Origin of the sequence: Klebsiella sp. GG_Kp146 (genome assembly GCF_040061975.1) — a bacterium.
GTDB lineage: Bacteria > Pseudomonadota > Gammaproteobacteria > Enterobacterales > Enterobacteriaceae > Klebsiella > Klebsiella quasipneumoniae.
The window spans coordinates 1-24680 of record NZ_JBEAHA010000026.1 but is presented as its reverse complement, the minus strand read 5'-3'; the positions used below and the strand labels follow the sequence as shown (position 1 = coordinate 24680).

Genomic DNA, 24680 nt, shown 5'->3' with positions numbered 1-24680 from the left:
TCACTGCAACTGTGTGATATGGATGGTTATCATGCCCGTAGGCCGGGCAAGGCGTTGCCGCCGCCCGGCATAAAACGGCTCCGCGTCGGCTGTCCTTGCCCGGCGGCGCGGCGCTTGCGCGGGCCTGGGAGGTCACTGCAACTGTTTGATATGGATGGTTATCATGGCCCGGTAGGCCGGGCAAGGCGTCGCCGCCGCCCGGCATAAAGGCAGGTTCAGAGCCTGATAGCGGTTGCCACGCAACCACTCACCGACAGTCGTCGACGGCGACAAACTGACCGCGCTGCAGAGACTGAACCGCCGCTTCGGCAATGGCCTGCGCCTGCAGGCCGTCCATAAGGCCGGGCAGGTCGGCCACGGTTTCACCATTCAGAGAGCGGATAAAGGCGTCGAGATGCTGGTAATAAGATCCTTGCACCCGGCTGAACCAGTCCGGCCACAGGCCTGGCTCAATGCGCTGATTGCCGCGCCACAGGGTAGGGCCCGCCGGCGACTGGCTGCCGGACTCCAGCGCGCCCTCTGCCCCCAGCAGGGTGATCCGTTCATCATACCCGTGGCCGGTGCGGCGGGTGTTGTCCAGCTGCGCCAGCGCGCCGCCGCGCATCTGCATCATCAGGATGGAGGTGTCGACATCGCCAAATTCGGCGATTTCCGGCAGGGCCAGCGCCGCGCCCATCGCCGCTACGGTATGCACTTCATCGCCGGTGAGAAAGCGCAGAAGATCGAAGAAATGGATCGCCTGATCGCGCATTTGACCGCCGGAGCTGCGCAGATAGTCGAGCGGCGGCATGCTGGAGGCGCGACAGACCATCTGCACCAGCTCGACCCTGCCGATCGCTCCCTGCTCCAGCTGGCGGCGCAACTGCTGATGGCTGCTGTCGAAGCGCCGGTTAAAGCCGACGGTGACCGGCACCTTAAGAGGAAGCACCCGTTCCACCACCTCGCGGGCGCGCGCCAGGGAAAGGTCGATCGGTTTTTCGCAATAGACCGCCTTGCCCGCCCGGGCGGCGGCTTCCAGCAGTTCGGCATGCGACGGGGTCGAGCTGGCGATCAGCACAGCATCGATGGCGTCGCTACGGAGAGCCTCACTCACCGTCACCGCCCGGGCGCCATAGCGGGCGGCCAGCGCCTGGGCGCGCTCCGGCGCGGCATCGGCCACCATCGTCAACTCGCTCCCGTCGTGACGGGCGAGGCTGGCGGCATGAACCTGACCGATAAAACCACTGCCTACCAGGGCAAAACGTTTGCACTTCATTTTATTCTCCAGAATGGCGAGGGGACGCTGCCACCATAATCGGTTTGCTAAACTCACTGACACTGCCGTTTTGATGTATTTCCATCATTGAAGAGAGGGGCGATGAAAAACATGTCACTGGCGATGCTGGCCAGACAGATTGGCGTCGGCGTGGCCACCGTTGACCGGGTGCTGAACGAACGCGGCGGCGTATCGCCGCAGACCACGCGCAAAGTGCTGCAGGCGGCGCGGGAGGCGGGGCTGAAGCGGATCCTGCCGGAGGAGCACCGCTTTCCCTGGCAGATTGAGCTCTTTCTCAGCAGCAATGACTCTTTCTTTTTTCCGCAGCTGGCGCAGGATTTCGCCGCCGTCGCGGATAGCCTCGGCTATCGTCGTCTGACCCTGCACCGCACCTTTGTCCCGGAGTCGCAGCCGGCGACCCTGGCCCGGCGCATTATGCGCAGCGGCCAGCAGCGTCAGGGGATCATCGTTTTCGGCAATGACCATCCTGTGGTGCATGACGCGCTGCGACGCTGTCGGGAAGCGGGCGTCCCCGTCATTACCCTGGCGACAGATCTGCCCGGCGCCGACCGGCTCTGCCACGTCGGGATCAATCAGTTGCAGGCTGGCCGCACGGCGGGGTTAATGATGGGGAGAATGACGCCGCGGCCCGGGGAGGTGCTGATGGTGAGCGGCCGGGAGGATTACAGCGCGCATCGCCTGCGCATCCAGGGGTTCCGCGAGGTGCTGAGCCAGCGCTTTCCCCATCTGCAGCTCAACGAGGTGCTGGCGGGCGAGGAGCGGCGGGAGCAGATCACCCGCCTGCTGGAGCAGGCCCTGTGCCGCAGCCGGCATATTGTCGGGATCTATAACACCGGACTTGGCAATACTCAGATTGCCGAGGCGCTGGCTCGCCACCGCCGCGAAGGCGACGTCTGCTGGATCACCCATGAGCGCTACAATACCACCCGCCAGCAGCTGGCCAGGGGCAGCCTGGCGTTAACGCTCGATCAGAACACCCGCCAGCACGCCCAGCTGGCGATCGACCTGATGCTGCGCCATCTGGAGTCCGGCTATCAGCCGCAAACCTATGCTGACGGGAAAGTCGACTTTATCCTCTACAGCGCCGAGAACGTAGACTAAGGCGTGCGGTGCCTCCCTTCCTGACAACGCGGATCTCCCCGCCGGGTAAATGCCAACCCCGCCGGGGGCGATCGCTGTAAAGCGTTGTCTGCCTCTCATTTTTCGCTCATTTATGCAGCAATGTTAGATGTCTGTCAAAATTCTGTTACTGCATGGTTTTAAAATTTTCATTTCAGTTATTTACTTATAAAAGTTTCAAATGTCTTGTTAATGAAATAAACGGTCTGGAATTAACGGTGTGGCATAAATGGACTGATGTTTCAAAAAAGTGATGATAATACAGCCATTATTTGTGATTCCGATCACGACGAAATGCGGAAACCCCCGCAGCGCCGTCGCCGTCACAACAGACATTTGTCGCAATCTAACTGAAATTAATTTTTCATTTTGTTTCATTCACCGGCGTACCTACAAAATCAAGGATCAACTATGAATATTAAGAAAACGATTGTTGCCTCTTTGTTAGCCTGCATGCTGCCTGCGGTGGTTATGGCAAAAGATGTCTCCATTGGCGTCTCGATGGCGCTGTTTGACGATAACTTCCTGACGATCCTGCGTACCTCGATGCAAAAAGAGATGAAAAAAGATGGGGTGAAATCGCAGATCGAGGACGCGAAAGGGGATGTCTCCCAGCAGCTGCAGCAGGTGCAGAACTTTATCGGCCAGGGCGTGGACGCCATTATCGTCAACCCGGTGGATACCAACGCGGTGAAACCGATCATGGATCAGGCCACCAAAGCCGGGATCCCGCTGGTGTTTGTAAACCGTCGCCCGCAGGCGGAGCTGACCGACAAGATGGCCTATGTGGGGTCGGATTCGATTCTCGCCGGCCGTCTGCAGATGGAAGCGCTGGCGAAAGCGATGAACGGCAAGGGCAATGTGGCGATCCTGCTCGGCGACCTGGCGAATGAATCCACTCGCGACCGCACCAAAGGGGTGGAAGAGGTCGTGGCGAAATACCCGAACATCAAAATCGTGCAGAAGCAGACCGCGAAATTTACCCGCAATGACGCCGTGGACGTGGTCAGCAACTGGATGACCAGCGGCGAGGATATCCAGGCCATCGCCTCCAACAACGATGAAATGGCGATCGGCGCCCTGCAGGCGCTGGGTAAAAACCCGAACCATATTCTCATCGCCGGCGTGGATGGCACCCCGGATGCGCTGCAGATGCTGAAGAGCGGCAAGATGATCGCCACCATCTTCCAGGATGCGAAAGGCCAGGGCGAGGGCGCCGTAGACGCGGCCATTAAGCTGGCGAACGGCGAGAAAGTGGAAAAGATCATCGACGTGCCGTATCAGCTGATCACCAAAGAGAACATGGCTGAATTTACCAATCGTAATCAGAAATAATCCTGGCCAACCTGTGGTACGGAGGTGGATGTATGAACGCTTTTGCCCTTGAAGCCGAAGGTATCAGTAAGTTCTTCCCCGGCGTAAAGGCGCTCGACAATGTCTCATTACGCGTGCGCCCGGGAACGGTGCACGCCCTGATGGGCGAGAACGGCGCCGGTAAATCCACGCTAATGAAGTGCCTGATCGGTATCTATCGCCCGGATAAAGGATCGATTCGCGTGAAAGGCGAGCCGGTGGAGTTTACCGACACCATGGATGCGCTGCGCTCGGGGATCTCGATGATTCACCAGGAGCTGAATCTGGTGCCGCATATGACGGTGGCGGAAAATATCTGGCTGGGGCGCGAGCCGATTAAGTACGGCTTTGTCGACCACGGCCAGCTGACCCGCCAGACCCAGGCGCTGCTGGATAAGCTGAATATTCGCTTAACTGCCGACCGGCTGGTGGGCGACCTGAGCATCGCCGCCCAGCAGATGGTGGAGATTGCCAAAGCGGTCTCATGGAACGCGGATATTGTGATCATGGATGAGCCCACTTCGGCGCTGACCGAAGGCGAGGTGGCTCACCTGTTCACCATCATCCGCGACCTGCGGGCCCAGGGCAAAGCGATCATCTATATCAGCCATAAAATGGATGAGATCTTCGCCATCACCGATGAGATCAGCGTCTTTCGCGACGGCACCTGGGTGGGGAGCAAAAACACCACTGAATTTACCCGCCAGTCACTGATCACCCAGATGGTGGGCCGCGAATTAACCCAGCTGTTCCCGAAATTTAATAACACCATCGGCGAAGAGGTGCTGACGGTGCGCAACCTGACGCGCCAGGGCGTGTTCCATGACGTCAGCTTTACCGTGCGTCGCGGCGAGATCCTCGGCGTGGCCGGGCTGGTGGGCGCCGGGCGCAGCGAGGTGATGGAAAGCCTGTTCGGTATGGAACGCTTCGACAGCGGTGAAGTGCTGATCGACGGGGCGCCGGTGACCATTGATTCTCCCTCCGTGGCGATTGAAAAGGGGATGGCGTTATTAACCGAAGATCGCAAAAAGTCGGGCCTGTTTCTGGTGCTGTCGGTGCTGGAAAATATGAGTATCGTCAAAATGCCGGAATATATCGGCAAGAGCGGTTTTGTCCAGCACGTGAAAATGGCCGAAGACTGCATGGAGCAAATCCGCCGGCTCAATATTAAAACGCCGACGATGGATCAAATTATTAATAACCTCAGCGGGGGGAATCAGCAAAAAGTCCTGATTGCGCGCTGGCTGCTAGCGCAACCGAAAATCTTAATTCTCGATGAGCCGACCCGCGGCATCGACGTCGGGGCGAAGGCGGAAATTTATCATCTTATCAGTGAACTGGCGAACCGGGGGGTGGCGGTCATTATGGTCTCCTCTGAGCTGCCGGAAATCCTTGGCATGAGTGACCGGGTCATGGTGATGCATGAAGGTCGTATCACCGGCATCCTGGAAAAAGACGAAGCCGACCAGGAAACCATTTTGTCGTTGGCATCCCATTGAGGCACAGAGAATGAGTAATATGAAATTAACGGCGGCTCCGGCCAGCGAGGGTTCCTCCTTCTTCGCTAATTTGCGGCATAAAATGCCGAAAGATACCGGCATCTTTGTGGTGATGCTGGTGATTGCCCTAACATTTGAAATCGCCGGCTGGTATGTTCGCGACCAGTCGTTCCTGCTCAATACCAACCGCCTGGTGCTGATTGTGCTGCAGGTGGCGATCATCGGCATCATCGCCGTCGGCGTCACCCAGGTGATCATCACCACCGGGATTGACCTCTCCTCCGGCTCGGTTATCGCCCTCGCGGCGGTGGTGGCGGCGAGCCTGGCGCAAACCTCCGACAGCCTGTCGCCGATGTTCCCGGCGCTGGTCAACCTGCCGGCGGTGATCCCGATTTGCGCGGGGATCGGCGTCGGCCTGCTGTGCGGGCTGACCAACGGTTTCCTGGTGACGCGAACCGGTATCCCGCCGTTTATCGCCACCCTCGGGATGATGGTCTCGGCGCGCGGTCTGGCGCAGTATTACACCCAGGGCAATCCGATAAGCTTCCTCTCCGACAGCTTTACGGCGATAGGCCAGGGGGCGATGCCGGTGATCATCTTCTTCGTGATCGCCGCGGTGTTTCACATTGCGCTGAAGCATACCCGGTATGGCAAATATGTGTATGCCATCGGCGGCAACATGACCTCGGCCAAAGTGTCCGGCATCAACGTGAATAAGTACCTGGTGATTGTCTACACCATCGCCGGGGCGCTCTCCGGGCTGGCGGGGGTGGTGCTGGCGGCGCGCGTCAGCAGCGGCCAGTCCAGCATGGGGATGTCCTACGAGCTGGACGCGATTGCCGCAGCGGTGATCGGCGGCAGCAGCTTAATGGGCGGGGTGGGGCGCATTACCGGCACCCTGATTGGCGCGATGATCCTTGGCCTGATCAAGAGCGGCTTTACCTTTGTCGGCGTCGATGCCTACGTGCAGGATATTATTAAAGGGATCATTATCGTCGCGGCGGTGACCATCGACATGCGCCGCAACCGGAAAAAACACTAATCTTATCAACTGGCGGCAACGGCGAAGCGCGTCGTTGCCGCCAGCCCTGTCCAGAAATAAACAAAATACTCCCCGCCTGGCGCCGGCTGTCTATTTTTCCCGCGCTGCGCATCCTGTACAGTTTCGCGACTTTTGTTGTCCATTCGCCAGGGGGCCACGCCTTGCCCCCTGGTTTCTGGAGTCGTATGAATACACCATCCATAGGCAAATCCTCGCCGGTCTGGCGACCGGGAAGAAGGGGCGTGATCGTCACGCTGCTCGTTGGCCTGGCGATCCTGATCATCGGCCGGGGCGGGCATTTTCTGGCCAGAGAGGTTTGCCGCGAAATGTATACCCGGCAGCTGGAGAAGGATGCGCAGTGGGTGGCGTCACGCCTCGAACGGCGGATGAACACGCCGGCGCGGCAGCGGGAAGCCACCTGGCCGCTGGCGGTGATGCGCACGGATCTCTATGCCCTGGCCCGGCAGCGACATTATCAGCTGCTGCTGGTGAATAGCGACGGGCATCTGCTGGCAGCATCGCATGCGCTGCCGGCCAGCGTGCTGGCCCAGGTTCAGGCGCAATTTCCCAGGGAGATGCAGCCGCCGCTGTTCGGCAGCCATTACCAGACCATTCAGCCCTTCGCCCCGCATCAGCGGATGTTAAGCCGGGCGCTGAACGGCAATGCAGGCCTGGCGGGCTGGAATCTTGTGATGCTGGCGCCGGACGGCGGATTGCCCTCGCTGCTGATGGCTTACCGTTGGCCGGTCACGATTGGCCTCGGCGCGGTGCTCGCCGGCACGCTGCTGGCGGTGAGGCGGGCGGCGCGCGCCCGGCGAAAACGCTAATTGCCGACGGCGCCGTCAGGCATGGCGAAACTGCAGGGTGGCGGGCAGATAGCGCTGGAGCGGCTCCGGCGCCTGGCCGTCGATCAGCTGGCTGAGCAGATCGTAGCAGTGCCAGGCCAGCTGGCGATTATCCTGTTGCACGGTATCAATGCGCAGGGAAAGTGAATCGTACAGATAGTGATCGTCGAAGCTGGCGAGATGAATATTGGAGTCCAGCAGATGGTGCTGGCTCATATAGCGCAGGACCCCTTCGAGCAGGCCGCAGGCCGCGGTGAACAGCGCCTTCGGCGGCCGGCCCAGCCGCGCGCAGAGCGCGGCGAACATCTCATAGCCGGAGCTGGGGTGATAGTTGCCGTTGATCACCCATTCGGGACGCAGCGTGACCCCCGCCTGAGCCAGGCCCTGGGTGAATCCCGCCAGCCGGTCGCGCGATGGCGATAGCCGCGGCTGGCCGCCGAGGAACCAGAACTCGTCCGCATGCTGAGGGGCGATGCGGGAGATCAGCTCGGCCGTTGGGGTGACCGAGTCGGTCATCACCAGCGGCAGGGCGCTGTCGCTGGGGGAGCGGTCAAACAGCACCACCGGCAGCTGTTCGCTGAGCTTCAGGTAGTCGGCATCGCTGTGCATGCACGAGGCGACGATCAGGCCGTCGACCTGGCGGGCAATCATGTTATTGACCACCACGCTCTCCTGGCCGGGGTTTTCATCGGTGCAGGAGATAAGCAGCTGCACGCCGGCTTCCCGGCAGAGCGTCTCAAGCTCATGGGAGAAAACGGCAAACCCGTAGTTGGTGATTTCCGGCACCACCAGGCCAATGGTATGGCTGCGGTTATCGCGCAGCGAGCGCGCGTGAATGCTGGGTTGATAGTGCTGCTCGCGGGCGATCGCCAGCACGCGCTCGCGCGTCTCCTGCGCCACGCGCAGCTCTTTGCCACGACCGTTAAGCACCAGACTGGCGGTCGCTTTGGAGACGCCCGCCAGTTCGGCGATATCTTTGATAGTTACGCGTTTGGTTTTCATCAGCACCCGGGAGCCTGAAAGCAAAACGGCTATTCTACCATGCATGGCCGCAGCAGCCAGCGGCAGAATGCCACCGGCGTCGCACCGCTGAAGATTAACTGCCCCGGATAGCCCGGGAAGAAGCGGCTGCTCATCACCCCTTCGCCATCGTTGATGAAAATCTCCACGCTGGAGCGGTCGATAAAGATCTGCAGGCGCCGCGCCTCGCCGCGCCAGTAGCGGTGATGCATCTCCGCCGTCTGCAGCCCGCGGCGCGACAGACGCAGGCCGTCGCGGTTGACGGTGAGCTGCAGGGCGCCGGCAAAATCCAGCCCCAGCGTGCTGTTGGGGGCGATGTCAAAGGCCAGCTCCATCGGGGCGAGGGGAAGGGTCTGTCCGCGCCAGCCCTCGGCTTCGCCGCGCAGGGCGGCCAGCTCGCGCAGCGGGCGCTGATACAGGGTGCCCGCCTGCCACTCCAGCTCGCGCACGCAGGTCATCTGGTGGATCCACCCCTGCGCGCGGGTGGGTTGATGCATCTCTTCCCCGTCCGGGACGCCCATCCAGCCGACCAGCAGGCGGCGGCCATCCTCGGCCTGCATGGTTTGCGGCGCGTAGAACTCAAATCCGCTGTCCAGCTCGTGCAGCGGGCCATGGTCGAAGGCGCCGCGTTCGGCGTCGAAACGGCCTGCCATCCACACCGCCGGATAGGTATTGAGAAAGCGCTGCGCTTCGCGGGCCAGCCCCTGCGGGCAGCAGATCAGCAGGTGGGTGTCCGCCAGCGGAAACAGGTCCGGGCACTCCCACATGTAGCCGCCGTTCGCCAGGCCGTTAACATCATGCCCGGCTATCTCGCCCACCAGGCGCCAATCCCGCAGGTCGCTGGCGGTAAACAGCAGCACTTTGCCGCGCTGTTGCACATCCTGCGCCCCGAGGACCATGTACCAGCGCCCGTCCTGTCGCCACACTTTAGGGTCGCGCACATGGCCGGTATAGCCTTCCGGCAGCGGCAGCACCGGCCCCAGCTTGCGGAAGGTGCCATCGGCATTTTCCGTCGCCAGACATTGCCAGGCGGTGCGCCCGCCGTCGGGGAATTTCACGTTGCCGGTATAGCACAGGGTCAGGGCGCCCTCGAACTCGACCGCGCTGCCGGAGTAGCAGCCGTTGCGGTCATACTCTTCATCCGGCATCAGGGCGATAGGTTCATGCCGCCAGTGCAGCAGATCGGCTGAGCTCCAGTGTCCCCAGCACTTGTAGGTGTGGTCGCAGGCGAGCGGATTCCACTGATAAAACAGGTGGTAACGCCCGGCGACCTGGCAAAAGCCGTTGGGATCGTTCAGCAGTCCGCTGACCGGCGCCAGATGCCATTGCGGGTAATGGCTGTCGGCCAGCGCCTGCGGCTGGCCCTGCATAACGGCCTGCAGGATCGCAGGCAGGCGTGACGGTAATGACATTATTCAGCGTCCGTTTTGTATTTCAGCGTCAGAGAGAGCGTGAAGGCCACGGCGAAGGCGATCGCCATCCCGATAATGTAGTTCAGCAGCGAGCTGGCCTGCACGATGGCCATTCCCGGGATTGCCGTCAGGCCCACCGCGGTCATGTAGACGTGCATCGACACCACCCAGGCGCCGCCGGCGGCACCGCCCACCAGCGCGGCGATGAACGGTTTCACAAAGCGCAGGTTAATCCCGAAGATTGCCGCCTCGGTGATCCCCAGCATCGCCGAAAACGCCGACGGCAGGGTGATAGCTTTGATTTTGGCATCTTTGGTTTTAAACCACACCGCAAAGCAGGCGCCGCCCTGGGCGACGTTGGCCATGGCCCAGATCGGCAGCAGGAAGTTGACGCCGATCGACGGATTGCCGAGCAGACCCGCCTCGATGGCATGGAAGCTGTGATGGATACCGGTAATGACGATCACCGAATAGAGGCCGCCAAACAGCAGGCCCGCCAGCCAGCCGGCATGGCTGATAAGCGTGCTGAGGATAAACGAAATGCCGTCGCCGAGCGCGCGGCCGGCCGGGCCGATCAGCAGCAGGGCGATAAAGCCGGAGATAATCACCGTCAGGAACGGCGTGAGGATCAGATCCAGCGCGTCAGGGATAATGCGGCGCAGCCGTTTCTCGACAAGGCTCATAAACCACACCGCCAGCAGCACCGGGAAGACCGTGCCCTGATAGCCGATCATCGCCACTTCGATGCCGAAGAAATTCATGGTGTGGAAGCCGGCGGCGACGCCCCAGGCGTTGGTCAACGCCGGGTGGGTGAGGATCCCGCCGAGGGTCGCGCCCAGATAAGGGTTACCGCCAAATTCGCGGGCGGCGGTAAAGCCGATCAGGATCGGCAGAATGATAAACGCCGCCGAGCTGCACATATCCAGCATGATATAGATAGCGTTGCCCGGGTCGACCCAGCCGTAGGTTTTCACCATCCCCAGCAGGCCCATCAGCAGGCCGGAGGCGACGATGGCCGGAATAATCGGCACGAAGATGTTGGACAGCAGGCGGGCGATGCGCTGGAACGGGTTCAGCTTTTTCGCCGCCAGGTCGGCGGCTTCGGATTTGCTCGATTCGCTGATGCCCGCCGCCTGGATAAAGGCGGCATAGACTTTATTGACCACCCCGGTGCCGAAGATGATCTGCATCTGGCCGGCATTGCGAAAGCAGCCTTTCACGCCGTCGATTTTGCCAATCGCCTGCTGGTCGGCGAGCGCGTCGTCGACCAGCACCAGCCGCAGGCGGGTGGCGCAGTGCGCGGCGCTGGCGATATTTTCCTTGCCGCCCAGCAGGGGAAGCAGTGAGCGGGAAATCTGTTCAAAATCCATAGTACCCTCTGAATGCATGATGATATGGCGTGGGCGGCGCCGGCCGTGGCAGGCACCGCGAACCTTATATTTATGTGTGACTTACCCTGTCTTCCGGGTTCACGTCAGAACCAGGTCTCCATTTGCATACCGAACGACCATTCGCCGCCCGATTTGAATCCGTTGCTGCCTAACGCGTCGTCGTTGGCGTAGTTATCCAGCTTTTTGCTCCAGTCCATCCACGAGGTGTAGAACCGGATCTCCGGGCGCGAGAAGAAGTCGCCTATACTGCCGACCTTGAAGGTCGGGGCGAAGGTCAGCTTGTAGAAGCTGCCGTTGACCGCATGGCGATCGTTGTAGCCTTCAGGCTGCAGATCCATGTACTGATAGCTGCCCTCCCAGGCGAGGGCGAAGTTCTGCGTGACCTCCTGAATCAGACGCAGGTTGAGAGTGGCCCACTGATAGCTGTCGCCATCGACATAGCGGTCTTTACTGCTCTGCGCCAGCACGGCCGGGGCAATAAACCAGCGATCGCTCAGCGGCGTAGTGCCGTAGCTGGCGAAACGCCAGGTATTGGCCCCCGGACGCAGCGCGCCGTCGGAGCCGATGCCTTTAACCTCGGCGCCCAGTCCGTGGCCATACAGCAGGGCCGTTTTGCTGGTCCCGTCGCGCAGGCCATAGAAGCTCTCATTGTGCAGACCCAGCAGGGCATGAACCCCGGTGTTAGCGGCATCGCCTTTCACCAGATTGCCGTTCGCGTCCTGGCGGTCGTCATTATCTTTCGCCCGCATCCCGCTGACCATCATCTGCACCGGGCCGGCAAAGTTATTCATGCTGACGATATAGTTCTGCACGCTGTTGCTGCTGTCGGCGATATCGCCAAAGTTGCGGCCATATAACGAGAAGTTGCTGCGCAGGCTGTCGTTCCACTTCACGTCGTAGATCCCGCCGCCGGTCCCGGCGAGGAACACCACATCCGAGTCAACCCAGTGGATGTCGAAGTTGTCGCGGTCAAAGCGTTTCCCGGCCCACAGGGTCGAGCCTTTGAACGGACCCTCGAAGGTCGGCAGGTTGCCCAGCTCGACGAACGCCTGGCGCACGTTCAGGTCGCTGCTGCTCGCCGTCCAGTCGTTATAGGTAGTTTGCCCGTCGGCCACCATCACTTTGAAACGGGTGGTCGCCCCGTTGTCCAGGGTCTGCTTATGTTCGAGGTTCATTTCCACATAGGTGTCGGCCTGGTTGCCAAGACGACCAATGGCGCCGCCGGTCTCCCCGGCGGGGGTCATATAGGCCCCGGATTTCGTGCTGGCGGCGGAGTCGTTCATGATCACCCCGGAGCGGGCGTAGCCGTGGAACTCAAAGCCGCCGGGCCGTTCGGCTTTTTCTTCCAGTTGGGTGGTGCGCTTGGCCACCTGCTGGGTGGTGGCCTGGGTTTGCTGCTGCTGCTGGGTTAGCTGCTGAACTTTCTGCTCCGCTGAGGCGGCGCGGCTTTCGGCGGTACTGGCGCGGGTCTCGGCATCCTGCAGACGTTTTTCCAGGGCGGCGAGACGCGCTTCAATGCTGTTCAGGTCTGTCTGCCCATGGGCGGCGGCGGCGCCGGTTAGCAAAGCAATAAGAATGGCTAACTTCCGTTTTTTATACATGTTGGTGACATCCAAAGGTAAATCAGTGAGTGTGCTAACGTTTGCTAAACCGGTTTAGTTGATATGGTAAACATGTCGGTAACGCAGTGAAAATAAAAATTGCTAAACCGGTTTAAGAATTGTGATGTCGCCAGCAAAGTGGGCCGTTAGCCGGCCCAACGGGATCACAGCGAGCGCTGAAGATCCTCCCTGTAGGGCAGGGCGGTCATGGCGCCTTTGGCGGTGGTGGCCAGCGCGCCGCAGGTTTGCGCCAGCGCAAGGTCCGGCGCCAGGGCGGCGAGGTTGTCAGGGATGCCGTGGGCGGCGAGCCCGGCGAGCAGCCCGGCGACAAAGGCATCGCCGGCGCCGGTGGTATCGACGGCCACTACCGGGCGGGCGGGGAAGTGGCTAACCTGCCCGCGCAGCGCGGCCTGGACTCCCGCTTTGCCCTGGGTGATCAGCAGCAGCGTCGGCTGGAAGCGGGCGTTCAGCCGGGCGATGCCGCTGACGATGTCGTCGCTGCCGCTGATAAAAGCCAGCTCCTCTTCCGACAGTTTTATGGCGTCGGCGAGGGCCAGCGCCCGGTCGAGACAGTCGCGCAGCTCCTGCGGATCCTGCCACAGGTCGCTGCGGATATTGGGGTCGAAGCTGACATAGCCCCCGGCGCGCTTTATCGCCTCCATCGCCGCGAATGCCGTGCTGCGGCTCGGTTCCGCGCTGAGGGCGATAGAGCAGACGTGCAGCCACTGGCCGGCGGCGAACGGCGGAAGATCCTCAGGCGCAAGAAACAGGTCGGCGCTCGGGCGAACCATAAAGGTAAAGGTGCGCTCCCCGTGCCGATCGAGATCGACCACCACCGTGGAGGTGCGCTGCATCGCGTCGAGGCGCATATAGTTCACATCCACCTTCTCCTGCGACAGGGTGTGACGCATAAAGCGGCCGAAGGGATCGTCGCCGACGCGGCCGATAAACCCGCTGTCGCCGCCGAGTCGCGCCACTCCGACCGCGACGTTGGCCGGCGCGCCGCCGGGGCATTGCAGCAGGCGGCCCTCTCCGTCGGGCAGGAGATCGACGACCGCATCGCCTAGTACCCAGATTTTACCATTCATAGGACAGCTCCTCTTAGCTAAACTTTGTTAAACCGGTTTAGCTAATTAAAGCACAGCCTGGCGGCAAGCGGAACGATTGGTGGACGAAAGGGCGGGGCGAGGGTAAAAAATGTGAACCAGGCGGAATATTTCGCCACTCCAGATCTGGACTTTTCCTTCCTGACCCGCTTAGGTATAGTTCCACAGGCCGCGGTTAACCCCGCCGCGGTGATAAAAGGTGAAGGAGTGCGTAGCGCGATGAACCCCAGTTTTGGCGATATTTACGATCGGTACCAGAAGCTGTCGCTGACCACGCACCTGCCGGCGGTCATCGCCTGCAGTGAAACCCTGAGCCTGAGTAAAGACCAGCCATTTCTGCCGCAGCCGGGCTATCTCTATTTTTTGCTGCAGGGGCAAATGACGTTGGCCTTTGGTGATGAGCAGAACCTGCTCGGGATTGTTATCGCGCATATGCCGTTAGGGCTGCTTGAACATTATTGTCCGTCGGTGGCGCTCTATTATCGGTGTCTGGGCGAATGCCAGCTGGCGAAAATATCCGCCAGCGATTTTGAACGGATATTCTTTCATTCGTCGCCGGGCTATATGCAAGAGCTGACCACGATCCTGGCCTATATGGGCATATTTGCCCTTGATGCCCATTATGAACGCGGCAGCCAGACCAGCTTTCAGACCATTAAATCAATGCTGTCGCGCTATTTATATCGTGGAGGAATCGATGGTGGTCAGCATGAAAGCCTGTCGGCATTTATTATTAAACGAACCAATCTTTCGCGCAGCTATGTTTATCAGGTGCTGGCCGCCCTGCGCGAGGGAGGATATATCACGGTGAAAAAAGGCAAACTGATTTCCATCGACCGTCATATTCCTGAGAAATTCTGATTCAGGTTCGTCGGCTCCCCGACATAACGTCGCTAAAACTCGCCCGAGGAAAGCGCTACGCGCGCGTTTTCCCCCGGCCCCGTTACGCCTGAACCTGGCCGTTTTATTTATTTAACCTTTCACTCTGGAGTTATTTTATGACCCTGGACTATGTGGCGCTGGCCATTCTCATCGCCGTGGCCTTAATACTTTTTTATGGCGTGATTGTTATTCACGATATTCCTTATGAAATCGCCAAAGAGCGGCGCCATCCTCATCAGGATGCGATTCATTATGCCGGCTGGGTCAGCTTATTTACCCTGCATGCCCTGTGGCCCTTATTGTGGATCTGGGCGACGCTGTGGCGCGAAGACCGCGGATGGGGAATGCGCCGCATCGCCGACGATCAGCAGGCCCTGCATCAGCGTCTGGAGACGGTCGTTCAGCGACTGGAGCAGGTGCAGCGCGAGGTCGAGGAACTTAAAGCGAAGGAGGCAGAATAATGGAAACGTTAATGTTGCTGACCTACGCCGCGCTATGCATCGTGGTGTTTAAAGTTTTCCGCATTCCGCTCAATAAGTGGACCGTGCCGACGGCGGTGCTCGGCGGTATCGCCCTGATTGGCGCGGTGATCTTCGGGATGAACTACAACTTCCCCTATACCGACGTCGGTAATCAGGTGTTTCGCACCGTGCCGATTGTGTCGCAGGTACGCGGTCGGGTGCAGACCGTACCGGTGAAGCCTAATCAGAGGCTGCATAAGGGCGATGTGCTGTTTACTCTCGACCCGACGCCGTTCCAGGCAAAGGTGGACGATCTGCAGGCGCAAATTAAAGCGGCCAGTCAGGATGCGCTCTCCCTCAACGCCGCGTTAAGCCAGGCGGAGGCCGAGCTGAGCAGAGCGGTGGCCCAGCGCGACCAGTCGCGGCGGGAGTATATCCGCTTTCGGGAGGGGCATGCCCAGGGCGCCTTCTCCGATCAAATGGTCGATACCCGTCTGCAGACGTGGAAAGCCGATGAAGCCAGCGTCAGCGCGGCTCAGGCGAACGTGGTTCAGGCGCGTAACGCGCTGGACTCGGTGGTGAAGGGCAAAAATACCACCGTGGCCTCCCTGCTGGCGCAGTTGCAGAAGGCGCAGTTTCAGCTGGATAACACCGTCGTCCGCGCCCCGGAAGACGGCTATGTCAGCACCGTCGGCTTACGGCCAGGCACCATGTCCACCGCGTTGGGGATGCTGCCAGTGATGACCTTTGTGCCGGTGGAGGGCGACGCCTCGCGGGAGTATGTCGCGGCATTTCGCCAGAACGCCCTGCAGCGTCTGCACAAAGGCGAGCCCGCGGAGCTGATGTTTCCGGCCATTCCGGGCACCGTCTTCCGCGGGGAAGTGGCCGACGTGCTGCCGGCGATTGGCGAGAGTCAGTTTCAGGGCCAGGGCAAACTGCTGACCACGGACGCGCTCAATACCCATGGCCGGGCGCTGGTGGTGCTGAAGGTGACCGATCCGCGTTTTGCCGAATACGCCCTGCCGCAGGGGGCCACCCTCGAGGCGGCGGTCTACTCGGATCATCTGAAAGAGCTGTCGCTGATCCGGAAGATCCTGATCCGCATGAAGAGCTGGGAAAACTATATCTATCTCGATCACTAAGCCGGCGGGCGCGGGGAGGCCGTACCCTCCCCGCGCCGCGGTCAGGCCTCGCTGTCCACCAGCCCGTCAATAATCACCTGCCGCACCCCCTGCGAACAGGGCTCAATACGACCGCGCACGCCATAGACGGCCGCCAGGGTCTCGGGGGTGATGACCGCGGCCGGGGTGCCGTCGCCGAGCAGCTGGCCCGCCTTGAGCATCAGCACGTGGTCGGCGTGACGCAGGGCAATATTGATATCGTGCACAACCACCAGGGTCACGATGTTGCGCCGCCGGGTCTCCCGGCGCACCAGATCCATCACGTGAAATTGATAGTTGAGATCAAGCGCGCTGAGCGGTTCGTCGAGCAGTAGCAGGCGCGGCTGGCGAATCAGCGACTGGGCGAGACCCACCAGCTGTTTTTGCCCGCCGGAGAGCTGATCGAGGTAGCTCATCGCCAGGTGGGCAATTCCCAGCTGGCGCAGTAGCGCCATCACCTCCTCCTGGTGCTGCGGACTGTGGCGTCCTCCGGCGGCACGCTGGGCCACGATAATCGACTCCAGCACATGCAGATGCACGCCGGCGGGCAGCGTCTGCGGAAGATAGACCACCTGTTCCGCGCGACGTGCGAACGGCTGCGTCAGCAGATTTTCCCCCTCCAGCAGCAGCTCGCCGCGGCAGGGGCCCAGACCCGCCATCGCCCGCATTAACGTCGATTTACCGCTGCCGTTTGGCCCCAGCAGCGCGGTGATTTTCCCCCGCGGCAGATGGGGAACCGTCAGGTTCTCGATCACCTTGCGTCTGGGGTAGCCAGCGCTGAAGTGAGACAGCGACACGCCGGATAACGTCTGGTCGCTCATACCTGCCCCCGGTGACGTAAAATAATGCTTAAAAAGAACGGGACCCCTACCAGGGAAGTGACGATCCCCACCGGAATAATGGCCCCCGGGATCAGGTTCTTCGAGGCGATGGAGGCCAGGGAGAGCACCAGGGCGCCGATCAGCGCGCTGGCGGGCAGGTAAAAGCGATGGTCTTCGCCGAAGAGCATCCGCGCAATATGCGGCGCCACCAGGCCGATAAAGCCGATTGGCCCGACAAAGGCCACCGAAAGCGCCGACAAAATGCTGATCCGCAGCAGTGTGGCCAGGCGCAGACGGCGAACGTTAATGCCAAAGCTGATGGCCCGGTCCTCGCCCAGCCGCAGGGCGGTCAGCTTCCACGCGCTGCGCAGCGACAGGGGCATCACCAGCGCCAGGGCGACCAGCAGGATGGCGACTTTGCTCCAGGAGGCGCGGTCGATGCTGCCCATGGTCCAGAACACCAGCCCCTGCAGCGTGTCTTCATTGGCGATGAACTGCAGCATCGAGACCAGGGCGTTAAAGGTAAAGACCAGCGCGATGCCGAACAGAATGACGCCGGAGGTGGCCACCTGGGTCCAGCGGGTAATGCCGTCCAGCAGCAGGGCCGCCAGCAGGGCGAAGATAAAGGCGTTGGCCGAGATAAACCACTGGCCGGGAATACCGGGCAGGCCAATACCCAGCACAATCGCCAGCGCGGCGCCAAACGCCGCAGCCGAGGAAACGCCGAGGGTAAACGGACTGGCCAGCGGGTTATTGAGGATGGTCTGCATTTCGGCACCGGCCAGTCCCAGCGCCAGACCGACGATAATCGCCATCACCGCATAGGGCAGCCGGATGTCCCAGACGATGGCGCGAGTGCCCGGATCGGCGCTGGCCGGATCGGTTAACGTCTGCCACAGGCTCTGCAGCGGCAGTCCGGAGGGGCCGAGCATAAAATCGAGCAGCAGCGAAGCGACAATCAACAGCGCCAGCAGCAGCATCAGCAGCAGGCGGCGACGCACGATATGGCGATAATGATCCATCACGCCAGGCGTCCCGGCGGGCAGCCCGTCCAGAACGGAGTCGGAAGTTAAACGCATGCCGGATTACTCGCTCTGTTGCCAGGAAAAGACGAACGGCTGGTCCGGCAGATCGGTGAAATGGCGCACGATATAATGATAAGTCTCATCCGGGTTGAGATCGCGGAAGGCCTGCGGATAGATATCTTTCGCCAGATACTCCATGCCGACAATATTCCACGGGTGGTTATAGAAGTGGTGATAGACGCCATAGGCCCGCTTTTCCTGGACCGCCGGGATCTGGCTGACCCCTGGCCGCGCCAGCAGCGTCTGCGCCTGGGCCTTCACCGCCTCCGGCTTGACTTCATAGCCCAGGGGCAGCACCTGGCTGTTGCCACGCTTCGAGCCGGTCATGATCCAGGCGTCGGGCTTCATGCTGATGATTTTCTCCAGCGAGACGAACCCGGAGGCGCCCGGCAGCAGCTGCGAACCGATATTGTTCGCCCCGACCGCCTCCACCAGCCCGCCCCAGCCGCTGTGGCCGTGAGTAAAGCAGCAGGCGTCGCTGTTGCCGGCCAGCGCTTCCACGAAGACGTTGGCCTTCGGCGTGATGGTCGCGGTTTTCTGGCGAATCGACTGCAGCTGCTGACGATAGTAATCGGTAAAGGCTTTGGCCTGGCTCTCGCGGTTGAGGACTTTGCCCAGCAGGTCGATGCTGGGAGCGGTATCTTTCGCCGGGTCGATCTCATAGTCGACAAACAGCACCGGAACGTGCAGGGCGCTGAGCTTGTCGATGACGCCGCTCTCCATCAGCGCTGGCCTGGCGCGCAGCTGGGCGATCATCAGATCCGGCTGGCGGGCGATGACGCTTTCAAGATCGACATTCCCCTTGTCGCTGAAGCCCATGTCAAGGATCGTGGCCGACTGCGGCCACGTCGTTTTGAGCATCTGCCAGGTGGCAACGTCCTGCTTTTTCGCCAGATTATTCCATGCCACCAGCCGCTTAAACGGATTGTCCCGGTCCAGCAGGGCGAGGGTCATAATGTCGCGGCCATCCTGCAAAATAATACGCTGCGGCTCTTTAGCCAGGGTGACCTGCCGGCCGTCAAGGTCGGTAACCGTCAGCGGATATTGGGTCGCATAGCTGAAGAAGGGAGTCGCGATCAGCGCAGTAAGCAACAGCGATCTTACTGATTTTCTTGCCATAAAATGAGTTCCGTTTGCCAATTTATAAATATAATGATTCTGAGAATTATTCTCGAGTAAACCTCAACGGCAAGTATATCAAGGGCAAATTTCACGAAATGTAACAAACGTGTTGGAAATTATGTGAACGCCGACAGGGCGCGCGGCGGCAGCATTTTCTGCCATGATTGGAGGTCGAAAACGTTTTTCAGGCTAATTCCTAATGTCATCCCCGGTTCGCTGTGCCATCCTGAATGCGACTCATAACATGACATGTGAGAGAGGATATTATGAAAAAAGCAATGATTGCGTTATCGGCTATTCTGGTTGCGGCTCCGGTTTTTGCTGCGACAACACATGCAACAGAGGATACCGTCGCGGCGGCCAATGCCAACGCCAACACCGCTAAAGAGAAGCTGCACCAGGCCCAGCACGAGGGCGAAGAGCAGCAGCTGAAGGCGAAACATGCGGCCGAAGGCAAACAGGATAGCGTCGGCAGCCAGGTGAGCGAAGGCGCGCAGAAGACCTGGAACAAGACCAAAGAAGGGACTGAGAAAGGTTGGGATAAGACCAAAGAGGTCAGCGAAAAAGGCTGGAACGCCACCAAATCCGGCGCAGAAAAGGGCTGGGATAAAACCAAATCCGGCGCTGAAGAGTTAAAAAATAAAGTGACTGAGTAAGTCCTGATAGCAGTCTGAATAAAGGTCGCGAGAGCGGCCTTTTTTATTGCTCGTCCTCCCCCATAATGCCTTCCCCGACAGCCGAAACCCCAGGTGCCAGGAATCGTCCTGGTTAAGCGGATACTCACTCTTTCTTCACATTTTCCCGTTACAAAGAACTTCAATCAGGAGGTGTACGATGAAAAAGATGATTTCTCTGGCGGTAATGTTATCCACTGTGCTGAGCGTCCCGGCCTTTGCCGATGGCCCGAACGATGGCCATCGCCCGGGGCAGCCAACGGTGTGGCAGAACGGTCCGGATCATAATGGGCATGCGCCGCAGGGCGGACCTGACGCGCATCATCAGGGTGACCATGACCAGCGTGGCCCGGATCGTGACGGTCATAACAAACGCGATCAGGCACGTCATGAGCAGGACCATTTCGCCTGGCGCGGTAACGATTTCCGCAAAGGCCACCCGGCTCCGGCGCCGTTCCGTGGCGATGAGTATCGCGTCCGTGACTGGAGCGACCGCGGCCTGCCGCCCCCGCCGGAGGGCCATCACTGGTCCTATATCGACGGTAACTATGTGCTGATCGCCGCGGCGACCGGGATCATCACCTCGATTCTGGTGAGCGGCGCCCTCGGCCACTAAATGCGCGTTTCCCAACGCCGGGCAGGGAACACCTGCCCCGGCGATGGATCATCGCCGGGGCTACGGGTTCAGTTCGTCATCCGGCCAGTATTTATAGCCATTGACCATTGCCTGGGCGGCCAGCCCCTTGTCGGTGATTTCATAGACGTTCACTTTTGACGGCAGCGAGGAGGTGTCCTTCGCTACGCCGTTCGCGGAGGCGGCGATCGGCGCGATGCCTTTGTCATCATATTTCGCCGCGGCGTTCGCATCGGCGCCGACCATATATCCCTGGCGGATAAAGCGATCCAGGGCCGCTTTATCATGGAAGACCAGCACCGTGCGCTGCTGCTTGATCCCTATTCCCAGACCGGCGCCGCCCTGGGCCATTTTCATATAGGTGTCCTTCCCGGAGGCCGTATCCCGCACCACGCCGTAGCCGCTGCCAAATCCGAACAGCAGGATCTTGCTGCTGTTATTGGCGAATACCGCATAACCCTTCGCATGCTGAATATCGCTGCGGGCCTCGGGCTGCAGGGTGTACAGTTTATTGAGGGTTTCGTTGCGCATCTTCTGAATGCTGGCCCGCTGCTGGCTGGCGGTATCGCCCTGCGCGCTGCAGCCCGCCAGCGCGGTCATGGCGACGAGGAAAAGCGTCTGTAATTTCATAGAAATCTTTTTATTTAAATCTGAATATGGCCGGGGATGGTAGGGTAAATAATGGTTAATTCTCCATAAAATAAACGTTTATTTTTAAACTTCGCCGTTTTTAATGCTTATTACACTGTTGTGAACGCATTATTAAATAAGATGCCGCCATCGCCGGTATTAGAAATCCTGCTTGCATAAAGTTTTCACCACGATACCGTGTTAAGTCCTTACGATATTTCCCGGAGAGCGGCATGAGTGATTATGTAATTCCAGAAATTAAAGCGACGGAAGCGGAAATGATTTCTCTGCGTCATTATTTACATGCCAATCCGGAATTAAGTCTGGAAGAGTTTAATACCAGCGAACTGGTTGCCGGCAAGCTGACCGAGTGGGGCTACCAGGTGACGCGCGGCCTCGGCAAGACCGGGGTGGTCGGCAGCCTGAGCAAAGGCGACTCGCCGCGCACCATCGGTCTGCGCGCCGATATGGACGCTCTGCCGATTCATGAAACCACTGGTTTACCCTGGGCCAGCACGGTGTCGGGGAAAATGCACGCCTGCGGTCATGACGGTCATACCACCATTCTGCTGGCGGCGGCGAAATATATCGCCTCGCCGGCCTGTCAGTTCAACGGCACGGTGCATCTGATTTTTCAGCCGGCGGAAGAGGCTATCGGCGGCGCCGATTTAATGATTAAAGACGGCCTGTTCGAGCAGTTCCCCTGCGAACGCATTTTCGGTCTGCACAACATGCCGGGGCTGCCGGTGGGCAAGCTGGGCTTCTACGCCGGTAACTTTATGGCCTCGGCGGACACCGTCAAAATCACCCTTACCGGCTACGGCGGCCACGGCGCCCATCCGGAGCGCACCGTCGACCCGATCGTCGCCGGCGCGGCGCTGGTGATGGCTCTGCAGAGCATCGTGGCGCGCAACGTGCCGCCGGGCGAAACGGCGGTGGTCAGCGTCGGCACCTTCCAGGCCGGTATCGCCTCCAACGTTATTCCGGAGAGCGTGGTGATGGAGCTCAGCGTGCGGGCGATGAAGCCGGAAATCCGCGACCTGCTGATCAAACGTATTCACGAGCTCAGCGAATTTACCGCCAAAAGCTATGGCGCCAGCAGCGCAGTAGAGGTTTACGACTCCTACCCGGTATTAACCAACAGCCCCGAAGAGACTGATTTCGCCCGGGCGCTGGCGCTGGAGGTGTTTGGTCGCGAGGGGGTGCTGGAGTCGGTCTCGCCGATGAACGCCAGCGAGGACTTCGCCTTTATGCTGCGCGAACGTCCGGGCTGCTACTTCCTGCTGGGCAACGGCGAGCAGGGGGAGAAGGGCGGCTGCATGGTGCATAACCCCGGCTACGACTTCAATGATGACATTATCACCACCGGCGCGACGCTGTTCGCCCGCCTGGTGGAAAAGCACTGCCGTTAACCTCTGGAGAAGAACTGGAATGAAAAAATCACTGTTGCTATGGCTGGCGTTAATGGCGTCGACGTCGGCGCTGGCCGACGGGGGAAAGGCGATCCGCTTCGGCGTCGACCCGACCTTCGCGCCGTTTGAATGGAAGGATCCGCAGGGCAAGCTGGCGGGGTTTGATATCGATCTAGGCAACGCCATTTGCCAGCAGCTGCAGGCGAAATGCGTGTGGGTGGAAAGCAATTTCGACGGCATTATCCCGGCGCTGAAGGCGCGGAAATTCGACGCCATCCTTTCCGGGATGTACATGACCGAGAAGCGTAAAGCGCAGATTGCCTTTAGCGACAAGCTGTATAACGGGCCGGTGTTCCTCGTGGCGCGTAAAAATACCCTGCAAGGCAATACGCCGGCGCAGCTGAAGGGCAAAACCATCGGCGTCGAGCAGGGTTCGGCGCAGGAGACTTACGTCAATCAGCACTGGCGTCCGCAGGGGATCAACATTGTGGCCTACCAGGGGGCCGATAGCGTGGTGCGCGATCTGGAGTCCGGGCGCATCGACGGCGCGGTGCTTTCCGGGATGATGGCCGACTACAGCTTCCTGCAGCAGCCGCAGGGTAAGGCATTCACCTTTGTCGGCGGCCATCTGCAGGATGATACGCTGTTTGGCGCCGGGGCGGCGATCGGCTTGCGTAAAGACGATGAGGCGCTGCGTCAGGAAATAAACGGCGCGATTGCGAAGATCCTTGCCGACGGCACCTATAAAAAATTAGCCAGCAAATATTTTAGCTTTGATGTTTATTCCGGGACATAATGTCTGAGTGTACCCGCGGGCAAGGATCGCCCGCCGTAAGATTCCTTTTCTGATTATCCAATCGACCTCCTCTCCTGACCCCTGTGGTTACCTGAGGGAAGCAGAATATAAGCTAAGGAGTACTCGGCATGATGACACGTCCCTTGGGCAAAACCGGATTTTCCATCGCCCCGTTAGTGTTTGGCGGTAACGTCTTTGGCTGGACCATTGATGAAAAAACCAGTTTTGCCCTTCTTGATGCTTTTGTTGACCATGGTTTTGACGCTATCGACACGGCGGATGTTTATTCCCGCTGGGCGGAGGGCAACCAGGGCGGCGAATCCGAAACCATTATCGGCCGCTGGCTGCAGGCGCGTCCCGGCATGCGCGATAAGGTCAAAATCTTCACCAAAGTCGGCTCCGATCTTGGCCTTCCTGGCCATAAGGGACTCAGCAAAGCCTGGATCCAGCAGGCGGTAGACGACTCCCTGCGCCGCCTTAATACCGACTACATCGACCTCTACTTTTCCCACTGGCCGGATCCGCAAACCCCGGTAGCGGAAACGCTGGAGGCTTTCCACAGCCTGCAGCAGGCGGGGAAAATTCGCGCGATGGGGGCCTCTAACCTCGATGCGATGCAGCTGGCGGGGGCGCTGGAGGTGGCGCGCAAGGGCGGCTTGCCTGCCTGGCAGGTGCTGCAGCCGGAATATAACCTCTACCACCGCTCCGCCTTTGAAGGCGCGCTGTGCGATCTCTGCGTCAGCCGTGATATTGGGGTGGTGACCTACTACAGCCTGGCCTCGGGGTTCTTAACCGGTAAGTACCGTCAGCCGTCGGATCTGGCGCAGAGTCAGCGCGGAGGAAAGATTGGTAAGTACCTGAATCCGCGCGGGATGCGGATTATCGATACCCTGGTGGCGGTTGCGGAGGAGCTGGGGGCGAAGCCAGCGGAAGTGGCCCTGGCGTGGCTGATCGGCCGCGAAGGGGTGACCGCGCCGATCGCCAGCGCCACCAGCGTGGCCCAGGTGGAAAGTTTTGCCCGCGCGGCGGCGCTGAGCCTGAGAGCGGAGCAGGTGGCGCGGCTGGACAGCGCCAGCGCCTGAGTCACTCCCTCTTCCCGGCGGGGAGAGGGGGAAGGGCTATAAATGGCGCGGACCGCAGGCCGGGTCAGGCGTAGCCGGCACCCGGCGGAATAACGGTACAAGCGTCAATTTCCCTGTGCATACTGCGCCTGGCAGGGCTACAACTTCTATGTCAATTCCGGGCAGATTGCGCTCCCGATATGTTTTCTGCGCTATGTCTCTTATGGCGCCGGGAGCGCACAGGGGGCGGCCAGTCGCCGCCGCCCCCTGTACCCCCG

At 60.2% G+C, this 24680-nt stretch carries 22 protein-coding genes and 1 pseudogene; 13 read left to right on the top strand and 10 right to left on the bottom strand.

Annotation, left to right across the window (positions count from 1 at the left end):
* Positions 1–247 precede the first annotated feature (247 nt).
* A complete protein-coding gene (locus ABLU95_RS20865) occupies positions 248–1255 on the bottom strand; it encodes a Gfo/Idh/MocA family oxidoreductase (RefSeq protein ID WP_048334269.1) in 1008 nt (335 codons plus the stop codon).
* A gap of 102 nt (positions 1256–1357) precedes the next feature.
* Here ABLU95_RS20865 and ABLU95_RS20860 point away from each other — a divergent pair, with 102 nt between their 5' ends.
* The 5 genes and pseudogenes from ABLU95_RS20860 to ABLU95_RS20840 all read left to right on the top strand — a co-directional run bounded on the left by ABLU95_RS20860 (position 1358) and on the right by ABLU95_RS20840 (position 7084).
* The gene (locus ABLU95_RS20860; RefSeq protein ID WP_023288687.1) at positions 1358–2377 is read left to right on the top strand and encodes a LacI family DNA-binding transcriptional regulator; all 1020 of its coding nucleotides are present in this window, start codon (positions 1358–1360) and stop codon (positions 2375–2377) included.
* Between the two features lie 429 nt (positions 2378–2806).
* Positions 2807–3730 carry a sugar ABC transporter substrate-binding protein gene (locus tag ABLU95_RS20855; protein WP_002892597.1) on the top strand — a complete coding sequence of 308 codons (924 nt, stop codon included), beginning with the start codon at positions 2807–2809 and terminating at the stop codon, positions 3728–3730.
* A gap of 32 nt (positions 3731–3762) precedes the next feature.
* Positions 3763–5247, top strand: a complete 1485-nt coding sequence (locus ABLU95_RS20850) for a sugar ABC transporter ATP-binding protein (RefSeq protein WP_348880364.1) — start codon at positions 3763–3765, stop codon at positions 5245–5247.
* A gap of 19 nt (positions 5248–5266) precedes the next feature.
* Positions 5267–6289, top strand: coding sequence for an ABC transporter permease (locus ABLU95_RS20845; RefSeq protein WP_004152946.1), 1023 nt, complete (start codon positions 5267–5269; stop codon positions 6287–6289).
* Between the two features lie 185 nt (positions 6290–6474).
* A pseudogene (locus ABLU95_RS20840) lies at positions 6475–7084 on the top strand (hypothetical protein).
* Between the two features lie 47 nt (positions 7085–7131).
* Here ABLU95_RS20840 and ABLU95_RS20835 read toward each other — a convergent pair.
* The 5 genes from ABLU95_RS20835 to ABLU95_RS20815 form a co-directional block, all read right to left on the bottom strand.
* Positions 7132–8142, bottom strand: a complete 1011-nt coding sequence (locus ABLU95_RS20835) for a LacI family DNA-binding transcriptional regulator (RefSeq protein WP_017898803.1) — start codon at positions 8140–8142, stop codon at positions 7132–7134.
* A 23-nt stretch (positions 8143–8165) separates the two neighbouring features.
* The gene (locus ABLU95_RS20830) at positions 8166–9566 is read right to left on the bottom strand and encodes a sucrose-6-phosphate hydrolase (RefSeq protein ID WP_233672754.1); all 1401 of its coding nucleotides are present in this window, start codon (positions 9564–9566) and stop codon (positions 8166–8168) included.
* On the bottom strand, positions 9566–10936 hold the full coding sequence (locus ABLU95_RS20825; protein ID WP_023288691.1) for a sucrose-specific PTS transporter subunit IIBC: 1371 nt from the start codon (positions 10934–10936) through the stop codon (positions 9566–9568). The genes ABLU95_RS20830 and ABLU95_RS20825 overlap by 1 nt, the downstream gene beginning before the upstream one ends.
* Positions 10937–11040: 104 nt before the next feature.
* Positions 11041–12558 carry a carbohydrate porin gene (locus ABLU95_RS20820; RefSeq protein ID WP_049013605.1) on the bottom strand — a complete coding sequence of 506 codons (1518 nt, stop codon included), beginning with the start codon at positions 12556–12558 and terminating at the stop codon, positions 11041–11043.
* 164 nt (positions 12559–12722) lie between these two features.
* Positions 12723–13646, bottom strand: a complete 924-nt coding sequence (locus ABLU95_RS20815; protein ID WP_348880363.1) for an aminoimidazole riboside kinase — start codon at positions 13644–13646, stop codon at positions 12723–12725.
* A 237-nt stretch (positions 13647–13883) separates the two neighbouring features.
* Here ABLU95_RS20815 and ABLU95_RS20810 point away from each other — a divergent pair, with 237 nt between their 5' ends.
* The 3 genes from ABLU95_RS20810 (at position 13884) to ABLU95_RS20800 (ending at position 16149) form a co-directional block, all read left to right on the top strand.
* Positions 13884–14525, top strand: a complete 642-nt coding sequence (locus ABLU95_RS20810) for a Crp/Fnr family transcriptional regulator (RefSeq protein ID WP_072420810.1) — start codon at positions 13884–13886, stop codon at positions 14523–14525.
* A gap of 137 nt (positions 14526–14662) precedes the next feature.
* Complete coding sequence (locus ABLU95_RS20805; protein ID WP_023288695.1) at positions 14663–15007, top strand: DUF3302 domain-containing protein; 345 nt, start codon at positions 14663–14665, stop codon at positions 15005–15007.
* Positions 15007–16149 carry an HlyD family secretion protein gene (locus tag ABLU95_RS20800; protein WP_262962971.1) on the top strand — a complete coding sequence of 381 codons (1143 nt, stop codon included), beginning with the start codon at positions 15007–15009 and terminating at the stop codon, positions 16147–16149. Before ABLU95_RS20805 ends, ABLU95_RS20800 begins: the two co-directional genes overlap by 1 nt.
* A 41-nt stretch (positions 16150–16190) precedes the next feature.
* On the opposite strand, the gene ABLU95_RS20795 is transcribed toward ABLU95_RS20800, so the two are convergent.
* Genes ABLU95_RS20795 through ABLU95_RS20785 form a run of 3 tightly spaced genes read right to left on the bottom strand, consistent with a single transcriptional unit; the run spans position 16191 to position 19192 of the window.
* Positions 16191–16988 carry an ABC transporter ATP-binding protein gene (locus ABLU95_RS20795; RefSeq protein ID WP_348880362.1) on the bottom strand — a complete coding sequence of 266 codons (798 nt, stop codon included), beginning with the start codon at positions 16986–16988 and terminating at the stop codon, positions 16191–16193.
* Positions 16985–18013: an iron ABC transporter permease gene (locus tag ABLU95_RS20790; RefSeq protein ID WP_072096506.1), complete on the bottom strand. Its 1029-nt coding sequence runs from the start codon at positions 18011–18013 to the stop codon at positions 16985–16987. Before ABLU95_RS20790 ends, ABLU95_RS20795 begins: the two co-directional genes overlap by 4 nt.
* Before the next feature lie 60 nt (positions 18014–18073).
* Positions 18074–19192: an ABC transporter substrate-binding protein gene (locus ABLU95_RS20785; protein ID WP_017898794.1), complete on the bottom strand. Its 1119-nt coding sequence runs from the start codon at positions 19190–19192 to the stop codon at positions 18074–18076.
* A 269-nt stretch (positions 19193–19461) separates the two neighbouring features.
* Here ABLU95_RS20785 and ABLU95_RS20780 point away from each other — a divergent pair, with 269 nt between their 5' ends.
* On the top strand, positions 19462–19851 hold the full coding sequence (locus ABLU95_RS20780; protein WP_044521397.1) for a hypothetical protein: 390 nt from the start codon (positions 19462–19464) through the stop codon (positions 19849–19851).
* Between the two features lie 178 nt (positions 19852–20029).
* On the top strand, positions 20030–20485 hold the full coding sequence (locus ABLU95_RS20775; RefSeq protein WP_262962968.1) for an RcnB family protein: 456 nt from the start codon (positions 20030–20032) through the stop codon (positions 20483–20485).
* Between the two features lie 60 nt (positions 20486–20545).
* Here ABLU95_RS20775 and ABLU95_RS20770 read toward each other — a convergent pair whose 3' ends face one another.
* Positions 20546–21133 carry a YSC84-related protein gene (locus ABLU95_RS20770; RefSeq protein WP_048296942.1) on the bottom strand — a complete coding sequence of 196 codons (588 nt, stop codon included), beginning with the start codon at positions 21131–21133 and terminating at the stop codon, positions 20546–20548.
* Between the two features lie 233 nt (positions 21134–21366).
* Between ABLU95_RS20770 and ABLU95_RS20765 the strand changes: the two genes are divergently transcribed.
* From ABLU95_RS20765 to ABLU95_RS20755, 3 genes are all read left to right on the top strand, one after another.
* On the top strand, positions 21367–22545 hold the full coding sequence (locus ABLU95_RS20765) for a M20 aminoacylase family protein (protein ID WP_023288703.1): 1179 nt from the start codon (positions 21367–21369) through the stop codon (positions 22543–22545).
* A gap of 19 nt (positions 22546–22564) precedes the next feature.
* A complete protein-coding gene (locus ABLU95_RS20760; RefSeq protein WP_032454773.1) occupies positions 22565–23341 on the top strand; it encodes a lysine/arginine/ornithine ABC transporter substrate-binding protein in 777 nt (258 codons plus the stop codon).
* Between the two features lie 128 nt (positions 23342–23469).
* Positions 23470–24423 carry an aldo/keto reductase gene (locus ABLU95_RS20755; protein ID WP_262962967.1) on the top strand — a complete coding sequence of 318 codons (954 nt, stop codon included), beginning with the start codon at positions 23470–23472 and terminating at the stop codon, positions 24421–24423.
* Positions 24424–24680 lie beyond the last annotated feature (257 nt).